The sequence below is a fragment of the Alistipes sp. 56_sp_Nov_56_25 genome, from assembly GCF_001915285.1.
GTDB lineage: Bacteria > Bacteroidota > Bacteroidia > Bacteroidales > Rikenellaceae > Alistipes > Alistipes shahii.
In genome coordinates, this window is sequence record NZ_MNQF01000001.1 from 145,005 (window position 1) to 165,127 (window position 20,123).

At 60.7% G+C, this 20,123-nt stretch carries 16 protein-coding genes; 9 read left to right on the forward strand and 7 right to left on the reverse strand.

Going from position 1 to position 20,123, the window contains the following annotated elements; genetic code table 11:
- Positions 1–67: 67 nt before the first annotated feature.
- Positions 68–2,209, reverse strand: a complete 2,142-nt coding sequence (locus BHV64_RS00475; protein WP_288115456.1) for a S9 family peptidase — start codon at positions 2,207–2,209, stop codon at positions 68–70.
- Positions 2,210–2,257: 48 nt separating this feature from the next.
- Here BHV64_RS00475 and BHV64_RS00480 point away from each other — a divergent pair, with 48 nt between their 5' ends.
- Positions 2,258–2,863 (forward strand): NUDIX hydrolase, encoded by a 606-nt coding sequence (locus BHV64_RS00480; protein WP_022061042.1) that lies wholly within the window; start codon positions 2,258–2,260, stop codon positions 2,861–2,863.
- Here the strand turns inward: BHV64_RS00480 and BHV64_RS00485 are convergent.
- Entirely contained in the window at positions 2,860–3,567 is a 708-nt protein-coding gene (locus BHV64_RS00485) for a LytR/AlgR family response regulator transcription factor (RefSeq protein ID WP_138265941.1), read from the reverse strand. The two genes, BHV64_RS00480 and BHV64_RS00485, sit on opposite strands and share 4 nt — an antisense overlap.
- A 205-nt stretch (positions 3,568–3,772) precedes the next feature.
- Between BHV64_RS00485 and BHV64_RS00490 the strand changes: the two genes are divergently transcribed.
- Complete coding sequence (locus tag BHV64_RS00490; RefSeq protein WP_015547921.1) at positions 3,773–4,084, forward strand: hypothetical protein; 312 nt, start codon at positions 3,773–3,775, stop codon at positions 4,082–4,084.
- A 113-nt stretch (positions 4,085–4,197) separates the two neighbouring features.
- On the opposite strand, the gene BHV64_RS00495 is transcribed toward BHV64_RS00490, so the two are convergent.
- From BHV64_RS00495 to BHV64_RS00515, 5 genes are all read right to left on the reverse strand, one after another.
- Positions 4,198–5,778, reverse strand: coding sequence for a MutS-related protein (locus BHV64_RS00495; protein WP_288115457.1), 1,581 nt, complete (start codon positions 5,776–5,778; stop codon positions 4,198–4,200).
- 163 nt (positions 5,779–5,941) lie between these two features.
- The gene (locus BHV64_RS00500) at positions 5,942–6,352 is read right to left on the reverse strand and encodes a hypothetical protein (RefSeq protein ID WP_015547919.1); all 411 of its coding nucleotides are present in this window, start codon (positions 6,350–6,352) and stop codon (positions 5,942–5,944) included.
- A 44-nt stretch (positions 6,353–6,396) separates the two neighbouring features.
- Positions 6,397–7,287, reverse strand: coding sequence for a transglutaminase domain-containing protein (locus tag BHV64_RS00505; RefSeq protein ID WP_015547918.1), 891 nt, complete (start codon positions 7,285–7,287; stop codon positions 6,397–6,399).
- A gap of 249 nt (positions 7,288–7,536) precedes the next feature.
- The gene (gene tsaE, locus BHV64_RS00510) at positions 7,537–7,953 is read right to left on the reverse strand and encodes a tRNA (adenosine(37)-N6)-threonylcarbamoyltransferase complex ATPase subunit type 1 TsaE (RefSeq protein WP_015547917.1); all 417 of its coding nucleotides are present in this window, start codon (positions 7,951–7,953) and stop codon (positions 7,537–7,539) included.
- Positions 7,954–9,504 carry a response regulator gene (locus BHV64_RS00515; protein WP_288115458.1) on the reverse strand — a complete coding sequence of 517 codons (1,551 nt, stop codon included), beginning with the start codon at positions 9,502–9,504 and terminating at the stop codon, positions 7,954–7,956. It lies immediately after the preceding gene.
- 125 nt (positions 9,505–9,629) lie between these two features.
- Between BHV64_RS00515 and BHV64_RS00520 the strand changes: the two genes are divergently transcribed.
- The 7 genes from BHV64_RS00520 to BHV64_RS00550 all read left to right on the forward strand — a co-directional run bounded on the left by BHV64_RS00520 (position 9,630) and on the right by BHV64_RS00550 (position 20,095).
- The gene (locus tag BHV64_RS00520; protein WP_240046558.1) at positions 9,630–10,793 is read left to right on the forward strand and encodes a DUF418 domain-containing protein; all 1,164 of its coding nucleotides are present in this window, start codon (positions 9,630–9,632) and stop codon (positions 10,791–10,793) included.
- 260 nt (positions 10,794–11,053) lie between these two features.
- The gene (locus BHV64_RS00525) at positions 11,054–11,326 is read left to right on the forward strand and encodes an HU family DNA-binding protein (RefSeq protein WP_015547910.1); all 273 of its coding nucleotides are present in this window, start codon (positions 11,054–11,056) and stop codon (positions 11,324–11,326) included.
- A gap of 386 nt (positions 11,327–11,712) precedes the next feature.
- The gene (locus tag BHV64_RS00530; RefSeq protein ID WP_044054590.1) at positions 11,713–13,269 is read left to right on the forward strand and encodes an Rne/Rng family ribonuclease; all 1,557 of its coding nucleotides are present in this window, start codon (positions 11,713–11,715) and stop codon (positions 13,267–13,269) included.
- Positions 13,270–13,272: 3 nt separating this feature from the next.
- Entirely contained in the window at positions 13,273–16,611 is a 3,339-nt protein-coding gene (gene mfd / locus BHV64_RS00535; protein WP_217727275.1) for a transcription-repair coupling factor, read from the forward strand.
- Positions 16,608–17,348: a type III pantothenate kinase gene (locus BHV64_RS00540; RefSeq protein ID WP_138265936.1), complete on the forward strand. Its 741-nt coding sequence runs from the start codon at positions 16,608–16,610 to the stop codon at positions 17,346–17,348. Before mfd ends, BHV64_RS00540 begins: the two co-directional genes overlap by 4 nt.
- The gene (locus tag BHV64_RS00545) at positions 17,323–18,705 is read left to right on the forward strand and encodes an OmpP1/FadL family transporter (protein WP_229094850.1); all 1,383 of its coding nucleotides are present in this window, start codon (positions 17,323–17,325) and stop codon (positions 18,703–18,705) included. Before BHV64_RS00540 ends, BHV64_RS00545 begins: the two co-directional genes overlap by 26 nt.
- A 52-nt stretch (positions 18,706–18,757) precedes the next feature.
- Entirely contained in the window at positions 18,758–20,095 is a 1,338-nt protein-coding gene (locus BHV64_RS00550; protein ID WP_172633824.1) for a tetratricopeptide repeat protein, read from the forward strand.
- The last annotated feature ends 28 nt before the right edge of the window (positions 20,096–20,123 follow it).

The window sequence follows — 20,123 nt, forward strand, 5'->3', positions numbered from 1 at the left end:
CAGGGAGGTTTTGCTTTCACCGGAGCGCGGTTCCGGTCCGGGCGGCCCTCGTTCACTGTCGGGTCGGCTATTTTACGTATTTGTCGAGCCAGCCGAAGAATTCGCGGTTCCAGACCAGCGAGTTCTGGGGCTTGAAGACCTGATGCGCCTCGTTTTCGAACGCCACGAGCCGCGCCGGAATGCCCAGCGTGCGGGCCGCCGTGAAGGCTTCGAGCGACTGGGTGTAGGGAATGCGGAAATCCTTCTCGCCGGTGATGATCAGGATCGGCGTGTCCCATTTCGAGACGAACTTGTGCGGCGAGTTGGCGTAGGAACGCTGCGCCGTGGCATTCGCCGTGTCCCAGTAGGGGCCTCCGTAGTCGTTGTTGACGAAGAACAGCTCCTCGGTTTCGCCGTACATCGAGTCGAAATCGAAGATGCCGCAGTGGGAGATGAAGGCTTTGAAACGCTTCTCGTGGCATCCGGCGAGGAAATAGACCGAATAGCCGCCGTACGACGCCCCGACGCAGCCCATGCGCTCCCGGTCGGCCCACGGTTCGCGGGCCACGTCGTCGATGGCCGAGAGGTAGTCGCGGATGTTCTGGCCCGAGTAGTCGCCCGAAATCTGGTCGAGCCACTCCTGTCCGAACGAGGGCAGGCCGCGGCGGTTCGGCGCGACGACGATATATCCCTGCGCTGCCATCAGCTGAAAATTCCAGCGGTAGCTCCAGAACTGCGATACGACGCTCTGCGGGCCGCCCTGGCAGTAGAGCAGCACCGGATATTTTTGCGACGGGTCGAAATCGGGCGGCAGGATCACCCACGTCAGCATCTGCTTGCCGTCGGTGGTCTTGACCCAGCGTTTCTGCACCTCGCCCATCCTGATATTGTCGTAGACCGATTTGTTGATGGCCGAGATTTGCGCCAAAGAGCCGTCCTCCGGATTTATCTCGAAGAACTCCGTGGCCATCGAGATCGTGCACATCTCGGCGGCGATCCGCTCCCCGGCCATCGTGAAGGCGTTGATGTCGTGGTCGCCGCGGGTGATGACCTCCACCTCGCCGACCGACGGCGCGACGCGGCAGATCTGGTGCGTCGCCTCGATCGGGGCGATGAAATAGATCAGGTCGTTGCCGCTCCAGACGACGTTCTGGGCGTTGTAGTCGAAGTCGGCGGTGAGGTCCTGCATTTCGGCGGTGTGGCAGTCGTAGACGAACAGGCGGGCCTTGTCCGACTCGTTGCCTGCGCGGCGCTGCGAGAGGAAGGCGATCTTCGAATCATCGGGCGACCAGACGGGATATTTGTCGTAGCCGACCATGACCGCCTGATCGTTGACGGGTTTGCCGGTATTGAAGTTGGTGGGCTTGCAGATGTTTTGCGTCGCGCCGCTTTCGAGGTCGTAGACGAAGATGTCCGAATCGGTCGACACGGCGTAGGCGGTGCCCGTCAGCGGTTTGCAGGTGTAGGCCAGCATCGTCCCGGCGTTGTTCCAGGCGATCTCGGCCATGTCGAAATAGGGCGCCAGCGGGGCGTCCCACTGCGCGTCGGGCATGATGTCCCTGCCGCCCGTCACGACTCCCTTGCCCAGCTCGCCGACGAAGATGTGGCGGTATTCGCCCTCGTCCCAGTAGTCCCAGTGGCGGGCCATCAGGTCGTCGTAGATGCGGGCTTTCGATTTGTCCATGTCCTTGTAGATGTCCGACGAACGGCGGTCGGCCGTCCGCACGGTCTGCACCCACCAGATGTGCTTTCCGTCGGGGCTTACGCCGAAGCCCTCCACGTCGGGAACGCCCTCGCCGTCGCCGCTGCCCGTGATCTGCGTCGCGTCGCCGCCCGAGGCGTTCATCCGCCACACCTGCATCGAACCGCCGCGGTCCGAGAGGAAATAGATGTGCCGTCCGTCGGCGCTCCACTTCGGCGAGAGGCTGTTCGACGTGAAGTCCGTCAGGCATGTCACGGCCTTCGAGTCCATGTCCTCGACCCGGATCGTCGTCACGCCGCGGTTCTCGGCCATGTTGTAGTCGGTCTGCTGGTAGAGGAGCGTCCGGCCGTCGGGCGAGAGCGACGAGCCGCCCGCGCGGCTCATCTTCCACATCACCTCGGGGGTGAGGCGTCCGGCGGCGATCTCTTCGGCCGTCAGCGCATTGTCGATCTTCAGAGGCTCGGGACGCTTGTCGCATCCGCCGAGGCCCATAGCTGCAATAGCCGTCATCAGGAGAATTTTTTTCATTTTTTGAGGTTTCTTACGTATATTTGTTCACAAATTTCCGATGAAAAGATGAACCGTACCGTTTATTTCGCCGACAGGGCCGTGGCGTTCACGGCCGAAGCTCCCGGCGGGGCGTGGTACGCCGTTGCGGCCGAAGCCTGCGGCGGCATATCACGGGCCAAGATACTGAATTTTCTCGAATCGCACAACTCCGTGGCCGTCGTTTCGGACGATCCCGACAGGGCTTTCGCGGCCTTTGCTGCGGAGTTCACGCCGGTCGAGGCGGCGGGCGGCGTGGTGGTGAACGACTGCGGCGAGTGGCTGATGATCCACCGCAACGGCCGCTGGGACCTGCCCAAAGGGCATCTGGAGTGCGGGGAGCGCATCGAGGAGTGCGCTGCGCGTGAGGTCGAAGAGGAGACGGGCGTGGCGGCTCGGGTCGTGCGGCCGCTGTGCGAGACGCTGCACGCCTACTATTTTCCGAAAACTGCGCGCTGGGAACTGAAACGGACCCACTGGTACGAACTGCATGCGTCCGGGTGCGCCGGTCTGACGCCCCAGACCGAGGAGGGGATCGACTCCGCGGTGTGGTGTGCGCCCCGCGAGGTGGCAGACAATCTGCGCGACGCTTTCCCGACGATCCGCTGCGTGGCGGCGGCTATGGGCCGAAATTAGGCGTTTGCGGCCTGCTCTGTGAGCCGTCGGCGCGCGGCCTCCCGGTATTTGCGCGAAATCTCGATGGTCATTCCGCCGATCTCCACGTGTGCCGGGCAGCAGCGGTCGATGCGCGCCGTGTTGACGATGAACGAGCGGTGGATGCGCAGGAAACGGCTGTCCAACTGTGTCTCCCATTGCGAAATGCGGGTTTTGGTGCGGTAGGCGAGGCCCCCGGCGGTGTGAATCCACACTTCGCTGTCGTTCGATTCGACGTAGCTGATTTCCGCGGGGTCGAGCGTGATTTTGCGGCGGTCGGAGACGAAACTGATCGAACGGGCGTAGGGACAGCGGCGTTCGAGGTGTTTTTCGAGAGCTATTTCCGGAGCGATGAGGGCCGTCAGGACCAGCAGGATGAAGGGCGGGTTGAGCAGCAGCCCCGGCATTCCGCCTTCGCCGGCGCCGAGCACCACCGCATGGCCCAGCATCAGCGAGAGGTATTCGATGCCGAGGATCGCCAGCGCAAGGTAGACGGTGTCGAGGATTCCCTGCCGCCGGTTTTCGAACGACAGCTGCGGCACGAAGTAACGCGCCGTGAGCATTCCGGGCAGGAACAGCACTCCGAGCAGGAGGGCGTCGGCGAAGAGATACCCCAACCCCACGAGGACAAAGGCGATGACGAGCGTGGCCGTGAGCCACCAGACGACGGGCAGAAACTGTTTCATGCGGAATTTCCGTTTTTACAAATATAGGTAAAATCAGTCTCCGGTGTCCCCGCCCGGCCCCGCAAAAAACGCTCCCGGGGCCGATCGGCGGGATTCGACGGCGTAAGAGCGGGATTCGACGGGCGGTTTTTTTGTGGTTTCGGCCTGCGGCAGCCTATCTTTGCCAGACGGGAATGGTTCCGCGATGACTTAAAACTTTTGCGTTATGTTCGATTTGTTTCTTCAGGGCGGGACATGGATCATGTCGATCCTGACCGTGGAATTGATTTGTCTGTTGTTTGCCGCGTGGAAAGCCCCGGCATGGGTCAGGGAGATCGGCCTGCTGGTGTTGGTGACCGACCTGATCTGGCAGTTGAAAGGGATGTTCAATGCCGCTGAAGTCGTGCAGCAGGTAGGCGACGTTCCTTTGACGCTGGTTGCCGGCGGCTTGAAGGTATCATTCATATCGCTGATTTACGCCCTGCTGATCTATGCCGCCTCGCTGGTGATCCGCATGTTGCAGAAGCCGCGGATATAGCCCGGTTAGGAACCGGGGCGTATGGGCGGAAGATGGCCGCCGGGCTTCCGGTCCGGTTCTGCGCCCTTTCCGGTTTCTGAACGGATCGCGCCCGGTTATAAAACGGGCGCGATTTAACCTTTGCCGAGCAGTTTCTGCTGCGTGTCGTACGCCTCGGCGATCAGTTCGGGCGGGTAGTCGTACAGCTCCAGAATGCGGATGGCGTTGCGCGTGGTGAGGGGACCGGTGTGCAGGCAGTAGTCGAATACCAGCCGCCCGTTGGCCACCTCTTCACGGAAGTGGTGCAGTTCGTAGCCGTCGCCGCGCAGCAGTTCGGCCAGTTCGATGTCGTGCGTGGCGGCCAGCACGATGTGCGGTCCTCGGTTGAGGCGCGCCAGCACGGCTTTCCCGGCCGCGATACGTTCGGTGGTGTTCGTGCCCTTGAACAGTTCGTCGAGCACGAAGAGGCACGCCGCGGGCCGGTCCGCGTCTTCGAGCAGCCGCTTGACGGTGAGCACCTCCTGCAAATAGTAGCTCGTCCCTTCGGTGATGTCGTCCGAAATGCGGATCGACGAGTGGAGCCGCATGTAGGGCGCCGTGAACCGCTCCGCAAAACAGGTGCAGAGGGTCTCGCCCAACAGGGCGTTGAGCATCACCGTCCGGATGAAGGTGGTTTTGCCCGACATGTTCGACCCGGTGAGCAGCAGCCCCGTGCCGTCGAGCGTCAGGGTGTTCGCTGTGCAGCCCTCGATCAAAGGATGCACGACCTGCACGGCTTCGAGGTATTTGCCGTCGGTGAACGTCGGGCGGCAGGTCTTCGCGGCGCGGCGCAGGCGCATGACCGAGATGGCCGCGTCGGTCCGGCCGATGAAGCGGAACACGTCGTGGATGGCGTCGCGGTGAGTCGCGATGCTGCCGGTGAAGCGGTGGAAAAGAATCACCTCGATGTTGAACGCGATCTTCACCAGCTCGAATGCCAGCCATCCGACGGCCGCCAGTTCGTTGCCTCCGTCGCCCTGCGTGCCGACGATGCGGCTGCGGTGCTCGACCTCGGCGACCCGGCGGATCGGCCGTGCGGCTTCGTCCGAGCCGGGAACCCCCTCTGCCGCAAGGTGCCGCGCGGTTTTCAGGGCCGTGGAAAGCTGCTTTACGGCCGATGTGTAGAGGGAGATGTTGATTTTGTTGCTGTAATGAATATACATGTTGACCGCGTAGATCGCCACGAAGAGCAGCAACAGCGCCGGATAAAACGGCGCGAGAAGCAGCGCGGCCGCGGCCGCAGCGGTCAGCGCGTAGATCAGTCCGATGCGGCGGACCCGGACCGGGGTGTCGAAGATCAGCCGGCAGAGGTCGTAGGCGTCGTCGCCCGCGAGGCGTGCAAGGTGTCCGGCGCACCGTTGCGTCAGCTCGTCGTCGTTTTCGAAAGCATCGACCCGGCGGTCGAAATCCGCGGCGTCCTCCTCGCTCCGCAGCGTCCGCAGCCGGGCGTAGAGGTATTGCTGGCCGACACGTGAGGTCGTGCGGTCGATCTTTTCGAACACGGCGTTCAGGTCGAGGTCGGCCGTCGTCTCGGCGTCGACGATCTGAAAGACTCCCTCTTCGGCCGGGCAGTTGTAGAAATAACTGCCGATCGGATCGAAGTCATATGCCGCAGACTCCCCTCCGGGGCCTCCGGAAGGCTTGAACAGCGAAGCGATGTAGTCGGTCGGTCTCATGTCTGCGGTTGTCTTCTGAAAATTTTTACGCTGCGGAAGCGGCGGTCGGGGTCGGAGGCCGTGTCGTCCTGCGATTGCTTTTTTAAGCAGGCGTCCTACGCTGCGAGTGCAATGGTCGGGATCGGAGGCCTGCCGGCCTGGGGTCGCCCCTAAAGCTGGCGTCCTACGCCTGCGCCTGCATCGCGCGAGCGATGCCTTCGGCGATCTGGTCGATGGCGCCCTGGAGCTTGCCGCCGATCATCATTTTCATCATCATGTTCAGCTCGATGTGCAGCACCAGCCGCATGCGGGTGTCGGTGTCGGAGACTTTGTGGAGCTGAATCCAGAAGGCGAAATCCATCGGGATTCCCCCGTCGTCGCCCACGATCTTGACGTGGCGCGGTTCGATGCGCTCCTCCATGCGGAGACGGACGGTGAAGCCTTTGGCCTTGAACGAACAGGTCTCCTCGGTGGCCTGCCACTCCTCGACGCGGTCGGCGACGGCCGGGGTGAGGTTGTCGAAGCGGCTGATGACGGCGTAAATCTGTTCGGCGGGACGTAAAATCCGGTGTTGTTTCGAAATGTATTCCTGCATATTGCGCGTTGAAAATTATAAGTTGAAAGTTTTGCGGGCCCGGATCATTCCGCCGGCTGCGGGGCGGCCCAGAAACGGTCGGCGTCGGAGGTCCGGACGGTGGATTCATTCAGCGAGAATCCCTCGAACCCCGGGGGCAGCAGGGCGATGGCGCGGCCTTCGTATCCGACCTCCTTGTCGTATCCGGTCTGCTCCCAACAAGTGAACCAGTAGAGGTTCTTGGCCCAGTAGGAGAGGTAATTCTCCGGGTCGCGTGTTCCGAGAAGCCGGTGTACGGCCATCGGCTCTCCGGCGACGGTGCGCTGCCGCATCTCTTCGAGTGAGAGCGCTTCGCCTTCGGGCGAGGCGACGTAGGATTGCATGTCCGAGTCTATCATCGCCCATTTCTCGCATTCGGGCAGCCAAACGAGGTTGACCACGTGGCAGTCCCGATCGAGCGAGTCGGCCGGAAGGCACGTCACGAAGCGGTTGACGATCCCTTGCGAGAGCAGCAGCTCGTGGAGCAGGATCGAGTGCAGGCGGCAGTTGAAAGCCGGTTCTACGGTGCGGGTATACTCCCACAGTCCGATTGCGTTGCGCGTTTCGGGGTGGACTTTCTGATTGGCGTGGGGAATGTTCCGGGCGACGAACTGCGCCAGCGCGCGGGCGTTGTCCCAGGTCGTCGCGGCGGGATTCACGAGGGTGTCGAGCCGGAAGTATTCGCGGATTTCACGGGCGCGGACGGTGTCCTGTTTATAGGTGAAGCGATACTGCACGGTGTCGGCGGCGTAAGGGCCTGCGGCGCGGAGCAGCTCCACGCGCTGCTGTTTTTCGAGACCGGTCAGATAGTCAATGGCCTGTTCGCGGAAGACGAAACGGGCCAGCAGAAAGATTGCCAGCAGCAGGCCGATGAGCGAAAGCAGAGCGATACCTGCGATTTTGAAGAGTTTTTTCATGGGCGGCGATTATGTCCGCTGCAAAGATAGGGATTTTTCCGGTGGCGGCAAACGAACGGGACGAACCTTTGCGGGGTTCGTCCCGGGATGCGGTTGCGAAGCGGCAGGGCCTTGCGGAAACGGGGGCGGGGCCTTGGAAAAACGGGCCGGCGATATGGGGGCTGCGCACGGACAGCTCCCGACGGCGTGATCCGGGGTTGGCGGTCTTTGAATCCGGCCGGTTCTGAATCCGGCTTTTCAAGCCGGCGGTCAGTCGATCTCGAAGGTGCGTGCCGTGTCGCTGTCTACGGTGATGCGCACCGTCATCGTGTTGTCGGGCAGCAGCTGTTCGATCTTCTCGGGCCACTCCACCAGACACAGGTCTCCCGAGTAGAAATACTCCTCGTAACCGAAGTCGAAGGCTTCCCGCAGGTCGTTGATGCGGTAGAAATCGAAGTGGTGGATGCGTCGGTTGCCCTCGCCCTTGTATTGGTTGACGATGGCGAACGTGGGGCTGGTCACGGTGTCGGCGGCCCCGAGTTCTGCGGCGATTTCACGGATGAGCGTGGTTTTGCCCGCGCCCATCTCGCCGCGGAAGGCGACCACCGTACGGCGGCCCAGCGAGCCGATGATCGCCCCGGCGACCTGCGGAAGCTCGTCCTGCGAGGTGATGTGAATGGTTTTCATCTATTGTTTTGGCTTTAGAACGATATACGGTACGATCATTTCCTCCATCGAAATTCCGCCGTGCTGGAACGTGTTGCGGTAGTAGCGGATGTGGCGGTTCGCGTCGTTGTTGTAGACGAGGAAATCGGTGTTGTAGGCGAAGATGTAGTTCGACGTGAGGTTGCTCGACGGCAGCTGCACGTCCTCGGGTTTCAGGATTTCGTAGACTTCGCGGGAGTTGTACGCGAGGTTGCGGCCCGTCTTGTAGCGCAGGTTGGCCGAGGTCTCGCGGTCGCCGGTCACCTTCACCGGGTTGTCCACGCGGATCGTGCCGTGGTCCGAGGTGATGACGACGGTGTGTCCCCGCTCGGAGAGGAGCTTGAGGATGGTGTAAAGGTCCGAGTGCTCGAACCACGAGCGCGTCAGCGAGCGGAACGCCGCGTCGTCCTCCGTGAGTTCGCGGATGATGTCGGTCTCGGTACGTGCGTGCGAAAGGATGTCGAGGAAGTTGTAGACGATGACCGAGAAATCGGCGTTGTAGACCTTCTGGATGTTGTCCACCAGCTTGCGCCCCTGCTCCGGGCGCACCAGCTTGTCGAACGAGAACTTCCAGTTCTTGCCGTTCTGGCTCATCAGCCGCTTCAGAAACTCCTCCTCGTACTGGTTCTTGCCGCCCTCCTCGTTGTCGTTGAGCCACTTGTTGGGCATCAGACGGTCGATGGCCAGCGGCATCAGCCCCGCGAAGACGGCGTTGCGGGCGTACTGCGTGGCGGTGGGGAGGATGGCGCAGTAAAAGTCGTCCTGCGCCACGTCGTACCAGCCCCGCAGCAGCGACGAAATCGACCGCCACTGGTCGTAGCGGAAGTTGTCGATCAGCAGCAGCGTGGTCTTGGGGTTCTCGTCGACGACGGGGAAGACGTTGGTGCGCATGAGCGTGTGCGACATCACGGGGGTGTCGTCCGAGCGCTTGTTGATCCAGTTGTAGTAGTTGCGGCGCACGAACTTGCAGAACTCCTGGTTGGCCTCGCTTTTCTGGTAGGTCAGCACCTCCTTGATGCTCTGGTCGGTGGATTCCGCCAGTTCGACCTCCCATGCGGTGAGCTTGCGGTAGAGCGCGCACCAGTCCTGGAACGTGTCGGCCATCTGGAGCGAGGACGAGATGCGGCCGAACTCCGAACGGTAGTCGGCGGTGGTCTGCTCGGTCACCAGCTGTTGCTGGTGCACGTTCTTCTTGATCGAGAGCAGCACCTGGTTGGGGTTGACGGGCTTGATGAGGTAGTCGGCGATCTTCGACCCCACGGCCTTGTCCATGATGTTCTCCTCCTCGCTCTTGGTGACCATGATCACGGGCGTCGTGGGGCGCACCTCCTTGATCTTGGGAAGGGTTTCGAGTCCCGTCATGCCGGGCATCATTTCGTCGAGGATGATCAGGTCGTAGGCTCCTTCGGAAGCCATGTCGATCGCGTCGTATCCGTTGTTGCAGGTGTCCACTTCATAGCCCTTCTGCTGGAGGAACAGCACGTGGGGTTTCAGCAGTTCGACTTCGTCGTCGACCCAGAGTATTTTGACCATACCGTTATCGGATTTAGAATTTGCAAAATTAATGTTTTTATCATCAAACGCAAAAACCCCGCGGTTTATTGGCCCGGCTGCCGATTAAATGCTACCTTTACTCCGAAAAAAACAAAATAACGGTCATTGTGCTTAAAACAGAAAAATCCCGTATCGACGCGGTGGATGCTTTGCGCGGCTTTGCCGTGATGGCGATCCTGCTCGTACACAGCCTCGAACATTTTATCTTTCCGGTTTATCCGGCTTCGTCGCCTGCGTGGCTCGCGGCCCTCGACGAAGGTGTCTTTGCGGTCGTGTTCGCGCTTTTCGCAGGCAAGGCCTATGCGATCTTCGCGCTGCTTTTCGGCTTCACCTTCCATCTGCAATACGCCTCCCGGCAGAGCCGCGGCGAAGACTTCGGAGGCCGCTTTCTCTGGCGGCTGCTGTTGCTGGTGGGGTTCGCCACGCTCAACGCCGCCTTTTTTCCCGCGGGGGATGTGCTGCTGCTGTTCAGCCTCGTGGGCGTGGTGCTGTTCGCCGTCCGGCGTCTGAACGACCGGACCGTGCTGGCGCTGGCCCTGCTGTTTCTCGTGCAGCCCGTCGAATGGTACCATTGCTTCCGTGCGCTGGCCGACCCGGGTTTCGCTCCGCCCGATCTGGGCGTCGGAGCCATGTACGGCGAGGTTGCGGCCTATACGAAAGCCGGGGATTTCTGGCAGTTCGTCGCCGGGAACGTCACGCTCGGGCAGAAGGCGAGTCTGCTGTGGGCCGTCAATGCCGGACGGTACAGCCAGACGGCGGGCCTTTTCCTGCTGGGTCTGCTGCTCGGCCGTCGAGGGCTTTTCTCGGATTCGGCGGACAATGCGCGCTTCTGGGTGCGGACGCTGATCGTCGGGGCCGTTGCCTTCGTGCCGCTCCAGGCCCTGCACGGGCTTTTCGGCGAAGCGACGGCGGCCCGCATGGCTGCGACCGTGCTCGACATGTGGCAGAAACTTGCCTTCACGGCGGTGCTTGCGGCTTCGTTCGTGCTGCTCTACCGCACGGCCCGTTTCCGCCGGGTGACCGACGGCCTGCGCTTCTACGGGCGGATGAGCCTTACCAATTATATCGCGCAGTCCGTCGTCGGCGCCCTGATCTTTTTCCCGTTCGGACTCGGTCTCGCCTCCCGGTGCGGATATGCGCTGAGCCTGGTGATCGGCGTTGCGGTCTTCGTTTTGCAGGCGGCTTTTTGCCGTTGGTGGCTGCGCGGCCACCGGCAGGGACCGCTGGAAAGTCTCTGGCACCGTCTGACGTGGCTGGGCGCGAAGTGATGCGTAACGTATTGTTTCGCAGCTTTTTGCCGATTGTCGGGGCGGAAGAGGCGCAGTGCGGAATAAATAACTGATATAGAATATTTTAATTTTGGCCCGGGTTTTGCCCGATATTTGTTATCGTGTTGTGAACGTGCAGACTACACTGCCGCGGGAAAAAAGTGAAAAAAAATTGCCGATTATTGGCGGATATGTAAATAAAGCGTATATTTGCACTCCGAATCATTTTGGATGAACTTAATTTTAAATACTATATAAACATGACAAAGGCAGATATCGTAAGCGAAATCGCTAAAAGCACCGGCGTTGAGAAGGTGCAGGTGCAGGCTATCGTCGAGGCTTTCATGGAGAGCATCAAGACGTCGCTCACCCAAAAAAATAACGTGTATCTCCGTGGTTTCGGCAGCTTCATCGTGAAGAAGCGCGCCAAGAAGGTTGCCCGCAACATCTCGAAGAACACGACGATCACCATTCCCGAACACAACATCCCCGCTTTCAAGCCCGCAAAGAGCTTCGCAGCGAAGGTGAAATAACGGATAATAAGAACCTCTTAAAATTTAAGGACTATGCCAAACGGAAAGAAGCATAAGCGTCACAAGATGGCTACCCACAAGCGGAAAAAACGTCTTCGTAAGAACCGTCACAAGAAAAAGTAGGGTAGCACCTTTGTGCTAACGATAGATAAAGCTAAAGGGGCCAAAGGGTTCTTTTAGCTTTACCTATTTTCGGGTTTCCGATTTTTCGGGCGGTTTTTCCGCCTTTTTCGCGGGTTTTCCGGACGCCGGGCCCCGCGTTCCGCCGGACGTTTCCGGCATCCATTTTTCCCTTTGGAGTTCGCCGCCACTTCACAGCAAAACGCGGCTTCAGTACTAATTTCAGCCATACCGCGCCCGGTTTCCCGGAGCGCGACACACGATAGATGAACAGAGAATTAATCGTAAACGTAACCCCGACCGAGATATCAATCGCCATGTGCGAGGACAAGGTGCTCGTCGAACTGAACAAGGAGCAGTGCCAGACGGGCTTCGCCGTGGGGGACATCTACCTCGGGAAGGTGCGCAAGATCATGCCGGGACTGAACGCGGCATTCGTCAACATCGGACACGAAAAGGACGCCTTTATCCACTACCTCGACCTGGGGCCGCAGTTCCCCTCGTTGCAGAAGCTCGTCGCCTCGCAGCAGCCCGGAAAACGCGGGTTCCGCGTCGAGAGCATGAAACTCGAACCGCCCGTCGAGAAGACCGGGAAGATCGGCGAATACCTCCAGGTGGGGCAGCAGATCATGGTTCAGGTGGCCAAGGAGGCCATTTCGACCAAAGGTCCGCGCCTGACGGCCGACATTTCGCTGGCCGGCCGCAACGTGGTGCTGGTTCCCTTCACCTCGAAGGTTTTCCTTTCGCAGAAAATCCGCTCGGCGGACGAGAAGAAGCGTCTCAAGCGCATTGCCGCGGCTGTGCTGCCGAAGAATTTCGGCGTCATCATCCGCACGGCGGCCATGGAGGCCAAGGACGAGGACATCGAGCACGACATCCAGACCCAGATCGACCGCTGGCGCAAGACCTGCGCGGCGATCAAGAAGAACGCGGCGTCGGCCCCGGCGCAGCTGATGAGCGAGATGAACCGCGCCAACACGATCATCCGCGACTCGCTGAACGGCTCCTTCTCGCAGATCGCCGTCGACGACGAGGCGATGTACAACGAAATCCGCGGCTACATCCGCCAGATCGAACCCGAGAAGGAGAAGATCGTCAAACTCTACAAGGGCAACGTGCCCATTTTCGACAACTTCGACATCTCGAAGCAGATCAAGTCGCTCTTCGCCAAGTACGTGTCGCTCAAACGCGGCGCCTACCTCATCATCGAGCGCACGGAGGCCATGAACGTCATCGACGTCAATTCGGGCAACCGCACCAAGGCCGAGGACAACCAGGAGCAGACCGCCATGGACGTGAACCTCGCCGCGGCGAAGGAGATCGCCCGCCAGCTGCGGCTGCGTGATTTGGGCGGTATCGTCATCATCGACTTCATCGACCTGCACAAGGCGCAGAACAAGCAGGCGCTGTTCGACGAGATGGTGAAGCTGATGGCCACCGACAAGGCCAAGCACACGGTGCTGCCGCTCACGAAATTCGGCCTGATGCAGATCACTCGTCAGCGGGTGCGTCCCGTGGCCGTCGAGAGCGTTTCGGACGTCTGCCCGACGTGCAACGGTTCGGGCAAGATCGAACCTACGGTGCTGCTGGACAAGAAGATCGAGAATCAGATTTCGTTCCTCACGCAGGACCGCGGACACAAATTCATCAAGCTGGTCGTCAGTCCTTACGTGGCGGCGTTCCTCCGAAAGGGCCTTTGGTCGCTGCGCCGCCGCTGGGAGTGGAAGTACAAGGTGCGCCTTGAGATCGCCGAGGACCAGAGCATCGGGATCGTCGAGATCCACTACCATGACAAAAAGGATAACGACCTTATAACCAAATAAGGCATGGCAACCGCCCGCGAGCAGCTGGCGCAGTTCGCCGCCGGGTCGAAAGCCCTCGGCAGACTGTGCCGCGAATATAAAAACAGAAGTGCTACCGTCCACCTCGAAGAGCTGGTCGGCGGCGCTCTTTCGTTTTATGCCGCGGCGGCCGTGGCCGAATCCGGGGGCGTGCATGTCTTTGTCGCCGAGGATCGTGACGCCGCAGCCTACCTTCTGAACGACTTCTACAACCTGCTGGACGAACGGCAGGTTTACTTCTTTCCCTCGTCGTGGAAGCGTTCGGCGGCCTATGGCGCCGAGGATGCGCAGGGCGTGGTGCAGCGCACGGCGACGATGCACGCCGTGCGGAATTTCTCGGGGAAGGGCTACCTGGTGGTCTGCACCTGCCCCGAGGCGCTGGCCGAGCGGGTCGCCGACGCCGAAGCCCTGCAACGGGAGACGATCACCGTGAGGGTCGGCGACCGGATTTCGATCGAGGTGCTGGAGCAGGCGCTTGTCGATGCTTCGTTTACGCGCGTGGATTTCGTCTACGAGCCTGGCCAGTACTCGGTGCGCGGCGGTATCGTCGACGTCTTCTCCTATTCGGAGAGCAAACCCTACCGACTGGATTTCTTCGGCGACGAGGTCGACTCGATCCGGCGGTTCAACATTTCGAGCCAGCTGTCGTCGGACAGGCTGGAGCGCGTGGAGATCATCCCCGACCTGAACGCCGGGACGCCCGCCGCGGCGAAGGTCTCCTTCGCGCGGTTTGCGGGCGCGGAGGCTTCCTGGTGGTTCTACGACGCCGATTTCGTGTTGCGGAGGGTCAACGACATCCGCCGCAGGACGCTCTCGGACATGGAGCATCCCGATGAGATCGACTCGCTGCTGACGAGCCGCAACTCGCTCGTGGCCGACCTTTCCGGAAGCCGGATTTTCCTGCTGCGCGACAATCTTCCCGAGCGGCCCGCGGCCGCAACGGTGAAGTTCGCGACGTCGCCCCAGCCGAAATTCAATAAAAATTTCGAGATGCTGGCCGACGACATGATCCGGGGTGCGCTGCGGGGTTACGATACCTATATACTTTCGGAGAACAAGGCGCAGGTCGAGCGTCTCGAAAATATTTTCCACCAGATCGGCCGCGGACAGGCCGTCGTGCGGTCGCTGTCGACGACCCTGCACGAGGGGTTCGTGGACAACGACCTGAAACTGTGCCTCTACACCGACCATCAGATTTTCGACCGCTACCAGCGTTACCGCATCAACGGCGAGATCCGGCGCGACGAGCAGATGACCGTCGCCGAGCTGAACCAGCTGCGCCCGGGCGACTACGTGGTGCATATCGACCACGGCGTGGGCCGTTTCGACGGGCTGGTGAAGATCGCCGCGGGCGACGGACGCATGCAGGAGGCGATCAAGCTGGTCTACAAGGACGGCGACGTGCTGTTCGTCAACGTGCACTCGCTCCACCGCATTTCGCGCTACAAGTCGGGCGACGGCGAGCCGCCGAAGGTCTACAAACTGGGCAACGGCGCCTGGCAGAAGCTGAAGAACGCCACCAAGAAGGCCGTCAAGGACATTTCGCGCGAACTGATCGCCCTCTACGCCAAACGCAAGGCCTCGAAGGGCTACGCCTTCTCGCACGACAGCTATTTGCAGCACGAGCTGGAGGCGTCGTTCCGCTGGGAGGACACCCCCGACCAGCAGTCGGCCACGGCGGCCATCAAGAAGGACATGGAGTCGGACCAGCCAATGGACCGGCTGGTGTGCGGCGACGTGGGCTTCGGAAAGACCGAGGTGGCGATCCGCGCGGCGTTCAAGGCCGCCGTCGACGGCAAGCAGGTCGCCGTGCTGGTTCCGACGACGATCCTCGCCTTGCAGCACTACCGCTCGTTCACCGAGCGTCTGCGCGATTTCCCGGTGAGGGTGGAGTACATCAACCGCACCAAATCCACGAAGGAGGTCAGCCAGATCCGTGAGGATCTCGCCTCGGGGAAGATCGACATCCTGATCGGCACGCACAAGATGCTGGGCAAGCAGATCGTGTTCCGCGACCTGGGGTTGCTGATCATCGACGAGGAGCAGAAATTCGGCGTCGCCGCCAAGGAAAAGCTCACCGAGATGAGCGTTTCGGTCGATACGCTGACGCTCACCGCCACGCCGATTCCGCGCACGCTGCAATTCTCGCTGATGGGTTCGCGGGACTTGTCCGTCATTTCGACCCCGCCGCCCAACCGCCAGCCGATTCTCACCGAGTCGCACGTATTCTCGGAGGAGATCATCCGCGACGCCGTCGAGGCGGAACTCGCCCGCGGCGGCCAGGTCTATTTCGTCCACAACCGCGTCGAGGACCTGCCGGCCCTCCAAGGGCTGATCACGCGCCTCTGCCCGAAGGCCCGCGTGGCCGTCGGGCACGGCAAGATGCCGGCCGAGCAGCTGGAGAAACTCATCATGGACTTCATCTACGGGGAATTCGACGTGCTGGTGTCGACGACCATCGTCGAGAACGGCATCGACATTCCCAACGCCAATACGATCATCGTCGACAACGCCCAGAACTTCGGTTTGAGCGACCTGCACCAGCTGCGCGGCCGCGTGGGGCGTTCGAACCAGAAGGGCTACTGCTACCTGCTTTCGCCGCCCGACGAGCTGCTGTCGTCCGACGCGCGGCGGCGTCTGCGGGCCATCGAGGAGTTTTCCGACCTGGGTTCGGGGTTCAACATCGCCATGCAGGACCTCGACATTCGCGGCGCGGGCAACCTGCTGGGCGCCGAGCAGAGCGGGTTCATCGCCGACATCGGTTTCGAGACCTACCAGAAGATTATGAACGAGGCGGTGGCCGAACTGCGTGCCGAGGGGCTTCATGTCCCGGGCCTGAGCGACGGGGAGCAGGAGGTCGTGGAGCAGATGCGTTTCATCGACGACGCGCACATCGACATCGAGGTCGAGGCCGCGCTGCCCGACGCCTACGTTTCGCAGCAGGCCGAACGCCTGAAACTCTACCGCGAACTCGACTCGACGAAGGACGAGGAGGCTTTGCAGGCCTTCGAGAGCCGTCTTGCGGACCGCTTCGGTCCCCTGCCGCGCGCCGCGAAGGAGCTGTTGAACGTCGTGCGCCTGCGCTGGGAGGCCATTCGTCTGGGCATGGAGCGCGTGAAGGTCAAGAACGGGCTGATGATCGTGCATTTCGTGGGCGAGGAGAACTCGCCTTTCTACAAGAGCGAGGCCTTTATGACCCTGTTGCAGCGGGTTACGCAGCGGCCCGACCGATTTGTGCTCAAACAGCACAATAATCGGTTGGCGATGACCGTTAGGAATGTCAAAGACGTGGAAGACGCATACAAAACGCTGCAGCAGCTTTGAATCTGATCGTAGACATAGGCAACACCCTTGTCAAGTTGGCCGTTTTTGACGGCGGACGGATCGTCGCCCAGCGCTGCGTGGAGCGGCTGCATCCGTCGATGCTCGGCGAGTTGCTGGAGGGCCGCAGGGCCGCGAAGGCCGTCGTCGCCTCGACGCGCGGCGAAGCGGACGACGTGATCGAAACGGTCAGACCCTATGCGGATTACCTGCTGGAATTCACCTCGCAGACCCCCGTGCCGGTTGCCAACGCCTACCATACGCCCGAGACGCTGGGCCGCGACCGGCTGGCCGCCGCCGTGGGCGCCACGGTGCTTTATCCGGGGCGCAACGTGCTGATCGTCGATTTCGGCACGGCCGTCACGATCGACCTGGTGACGGCCGACAACACGTTCCGCGGCGGGTGCATTTCGCCGGGGATGAAAACCCGTTTTCGGGCGCTCCACGACTACACGGCCTGCCTGCCGCTGTGCGGTCCGACCGAAAGCGGGGAGTTGCAGGGGCTCACCACCGAAGAGGCCATCCGCCTGGGGGTGATGAACTCGCTGACCTTCGAAATTGAGGGCTATATGGCCCGGATGGAGAAAAAAATCGACGATTTATGCGTAATTTTTACCGGCGGGGACGCGAAATACTTTGCGAAAAGAATTAAAAACACGATATTTGCAAATTGTAATCTGGTCTTTTGCGGATTGGATCGAATTTTAGAGTACAATGCAAGTGAAGAACACCTTGATTAAGCTGGTTGTCGCGGCTGCAGCGATGTTTCCTTTTGCCGTTTCGGCCCAGACAAGCAGTATTAACGCATTCTCGCCCTATACGATGTACGGCATCGGCGAACAGAATACCCCCGGTACGCTGCAGATGCGCTCGATGGGCGGTGCGGGTGTGGCCATGCGTTCGGTGAGTACGGTCAACCTGCTCAACCCCGCGGCTTACAGCGCGGCTCCGCAGAAGACTTTCCTTTTCAACTTCGGGTTGGAGGGGCAGAACTACTACAACGCCCAGACGGTCGGAGGCGTCGGGAAACGGACGGCCTACAACACGTTCAACTTTCACGACATCGCTTTCCAGATGCCGGTGGCGAAGCGGCTGGGACTCGGTTTCAGCCTCACGCCTTACAGTTCGGTGGGTTACAGGACCAAGTATTATCACGAATACGATCCCGAAGACCCCATTTACGCCAACGTCGGCAATATTCAGTACAACTACCAGGGCGAGGGCGACGTGACGGAGGTCAAGGTCGGCCTGGGCTGGGAGCCGTTCAAGAATTTTTCGGTGGGTATCGCCGCACAGTATTACTGGGGCGACATCGACCGTACGTTCGTGATGACCCCGACCGCCATTACGGGCGAGGGAACCTTCACCTCGACGGTGGGGCAGGACAATTACAGCATTTCGAGCATCAAGGGGCAGGTCGGCGTGCAGTGGAACGCGATTCTGAACGCGAAGCGCATCCTGACCTTCGGCGCGACGTACGACTTCGGCGGCGACCTGAACCCGGAGGTGACGAAAAAACTCTATATCGGCGACCTGTACAACACGGTCGTCAAGGGCGATACGACGCACCTGAAGCTGGTGCTGCCCCGGCAGCTGGCCGTGGGGGCCTATTACCAGACCGGCAGGTGGGCCGTCGGCGTGGATTATGTGTTCCAGAACTGGGGCGGCCGCAACTCGGGCTACGAGATGACGGGAACCAGCGGCAGCGGGGAGAACAAGACGGAATACAAGGTGGCCTACACCAATACGAGCACGATCAAGATGGGTGTGGAATACACCCCGAACCGTTACGATGCGCGTCACTTCCTCAAACGCTGGTCCTACCGTGCGGGTTTCCGCTACGGAGCCTACAACCAGACGTTCAACGGGGACAAGCTCGCGCAGTACGCCGTGACGGCGGGCATCGGCATTCCGGTGAGGCGCGGCGCCTTCTCGGCCATCGACATCGGCGTCGAGTACGGTCGCCGCGGTTACAATATCGCCGACCGCCTGGGGCTGGTCCGGCAGCAGTATTTCAAGTTTGCGATCGGCTTCACGCTCTTCGCGGGACAGATGGAGAACGGCGAATATTGGTTCATGCGCTCCAAGTTCGATTGATGTGACAGGCAAGCAAAAATAAAAGATAGAAACACAAAAATTAATCTGACCGATGAAAAACGTTAAATTCCTGCTTTCTGCTGCGTGTGCGCTTTTTGCAGTCGCAGCGATGGCACAGCAAGATTTCAGTGATCCGAAGTACGCGGTCTGGGGTGACACTCCTCAGGAGCGGGAGCAGAACATTCTGAACAGCAACTTCCTCAAGGAGTCGCTCGACAACAAGGATTACAACGCTGCCGCGCATTACCTCAAGGAGCTGCTCGACAAATGTCCGAAGGCTTCGCAGAATACCTTCGTGCGCGGCATCACGCTTTATAAGAACAAGATCGCGCGCGCCAAGAGCATCGCCGAGAAAAACACCTACACCGACTCGCTGATGATCGTTTACGACCTGCGCAACGAGTATTTCGGCGACCATCCCAAGTACGGCACGCCCTATATCCTCGACCGCAAGGCCCGTGAGTATCTGATGTACAAACCCGCCGACCGCAAGGGTATCCGCGAAGCGTTCCGCGCAGCCATCGAGGCCGGCGGCGACAACACCGATCCCGAGACCGTCGTGGCCTATTTCTCGAACCTCTGCGACGATTACAGAAATACCGACGAGGTGATGCCCGACGAGATCATCGCCGAGTACGACCTTCTGACGCCGTTCTTCGAGAAGAACCCCGCTGCCGCCGAGTACAAGAGCCAGTTCGACGCTGCGTTCGGATTGAGCGGCGCCGCAAGCTGCGAGAATCTCGAAAGACTCTTCAAGGGCAAGCTGGCCGCCGCTCCCGACGACGAGGCGCTGCTTTCGCAGGCCGTGGCTCTGATGTCGCGCGCCAAGTGCGACGGTGATTTCTACTTCTCGATCGCCGAGAAATACTATCAGGTGAAGCCTTCGTCGGAGACGGCCATGTTCCTGGCCCAGGCTTTCCAGAACAAGAAGGACTATGCAAAGGCGAAGACCTACCTGAACGAGGCGCTGGATGTCGAGAAAGACCCCGCCGAGCGTCAGAAACTGCTCGTGCGCATCGCGCTGGTGGGCCTCGTGTCCAACGACATTCCGGGCGCTGCCGCTGCTGCGCGCCAGGCCCGCGACCTGGACCCCGAGGACGGCGTTCCGTACTTCATCCTGGCGCAGTGCTATGCTTCGTCGGCAGGTTCGTGCGGCGGTTTCGCCGGTCTGGCGACCTATTGGGCCGCTTACGATACGATGGCCAAGGCGGTCGAACTGCTCCCGGCCGATTCGGAGTACATGGAGCACGCCAAGAGTTCCCTCGGCAAGTTCCGTTCGGTTTTCCCCAGCTCGGAGGAGTGCTTCTTCAACGAGTTGCAGGAGGGTGCGCGCTATACGGTAACCTGCGGAACGGCCGCCGGTATCACCACCACCGTCCGTGCCCGCTAAAAAACACGCTCCCGACAGGCTTCGATGG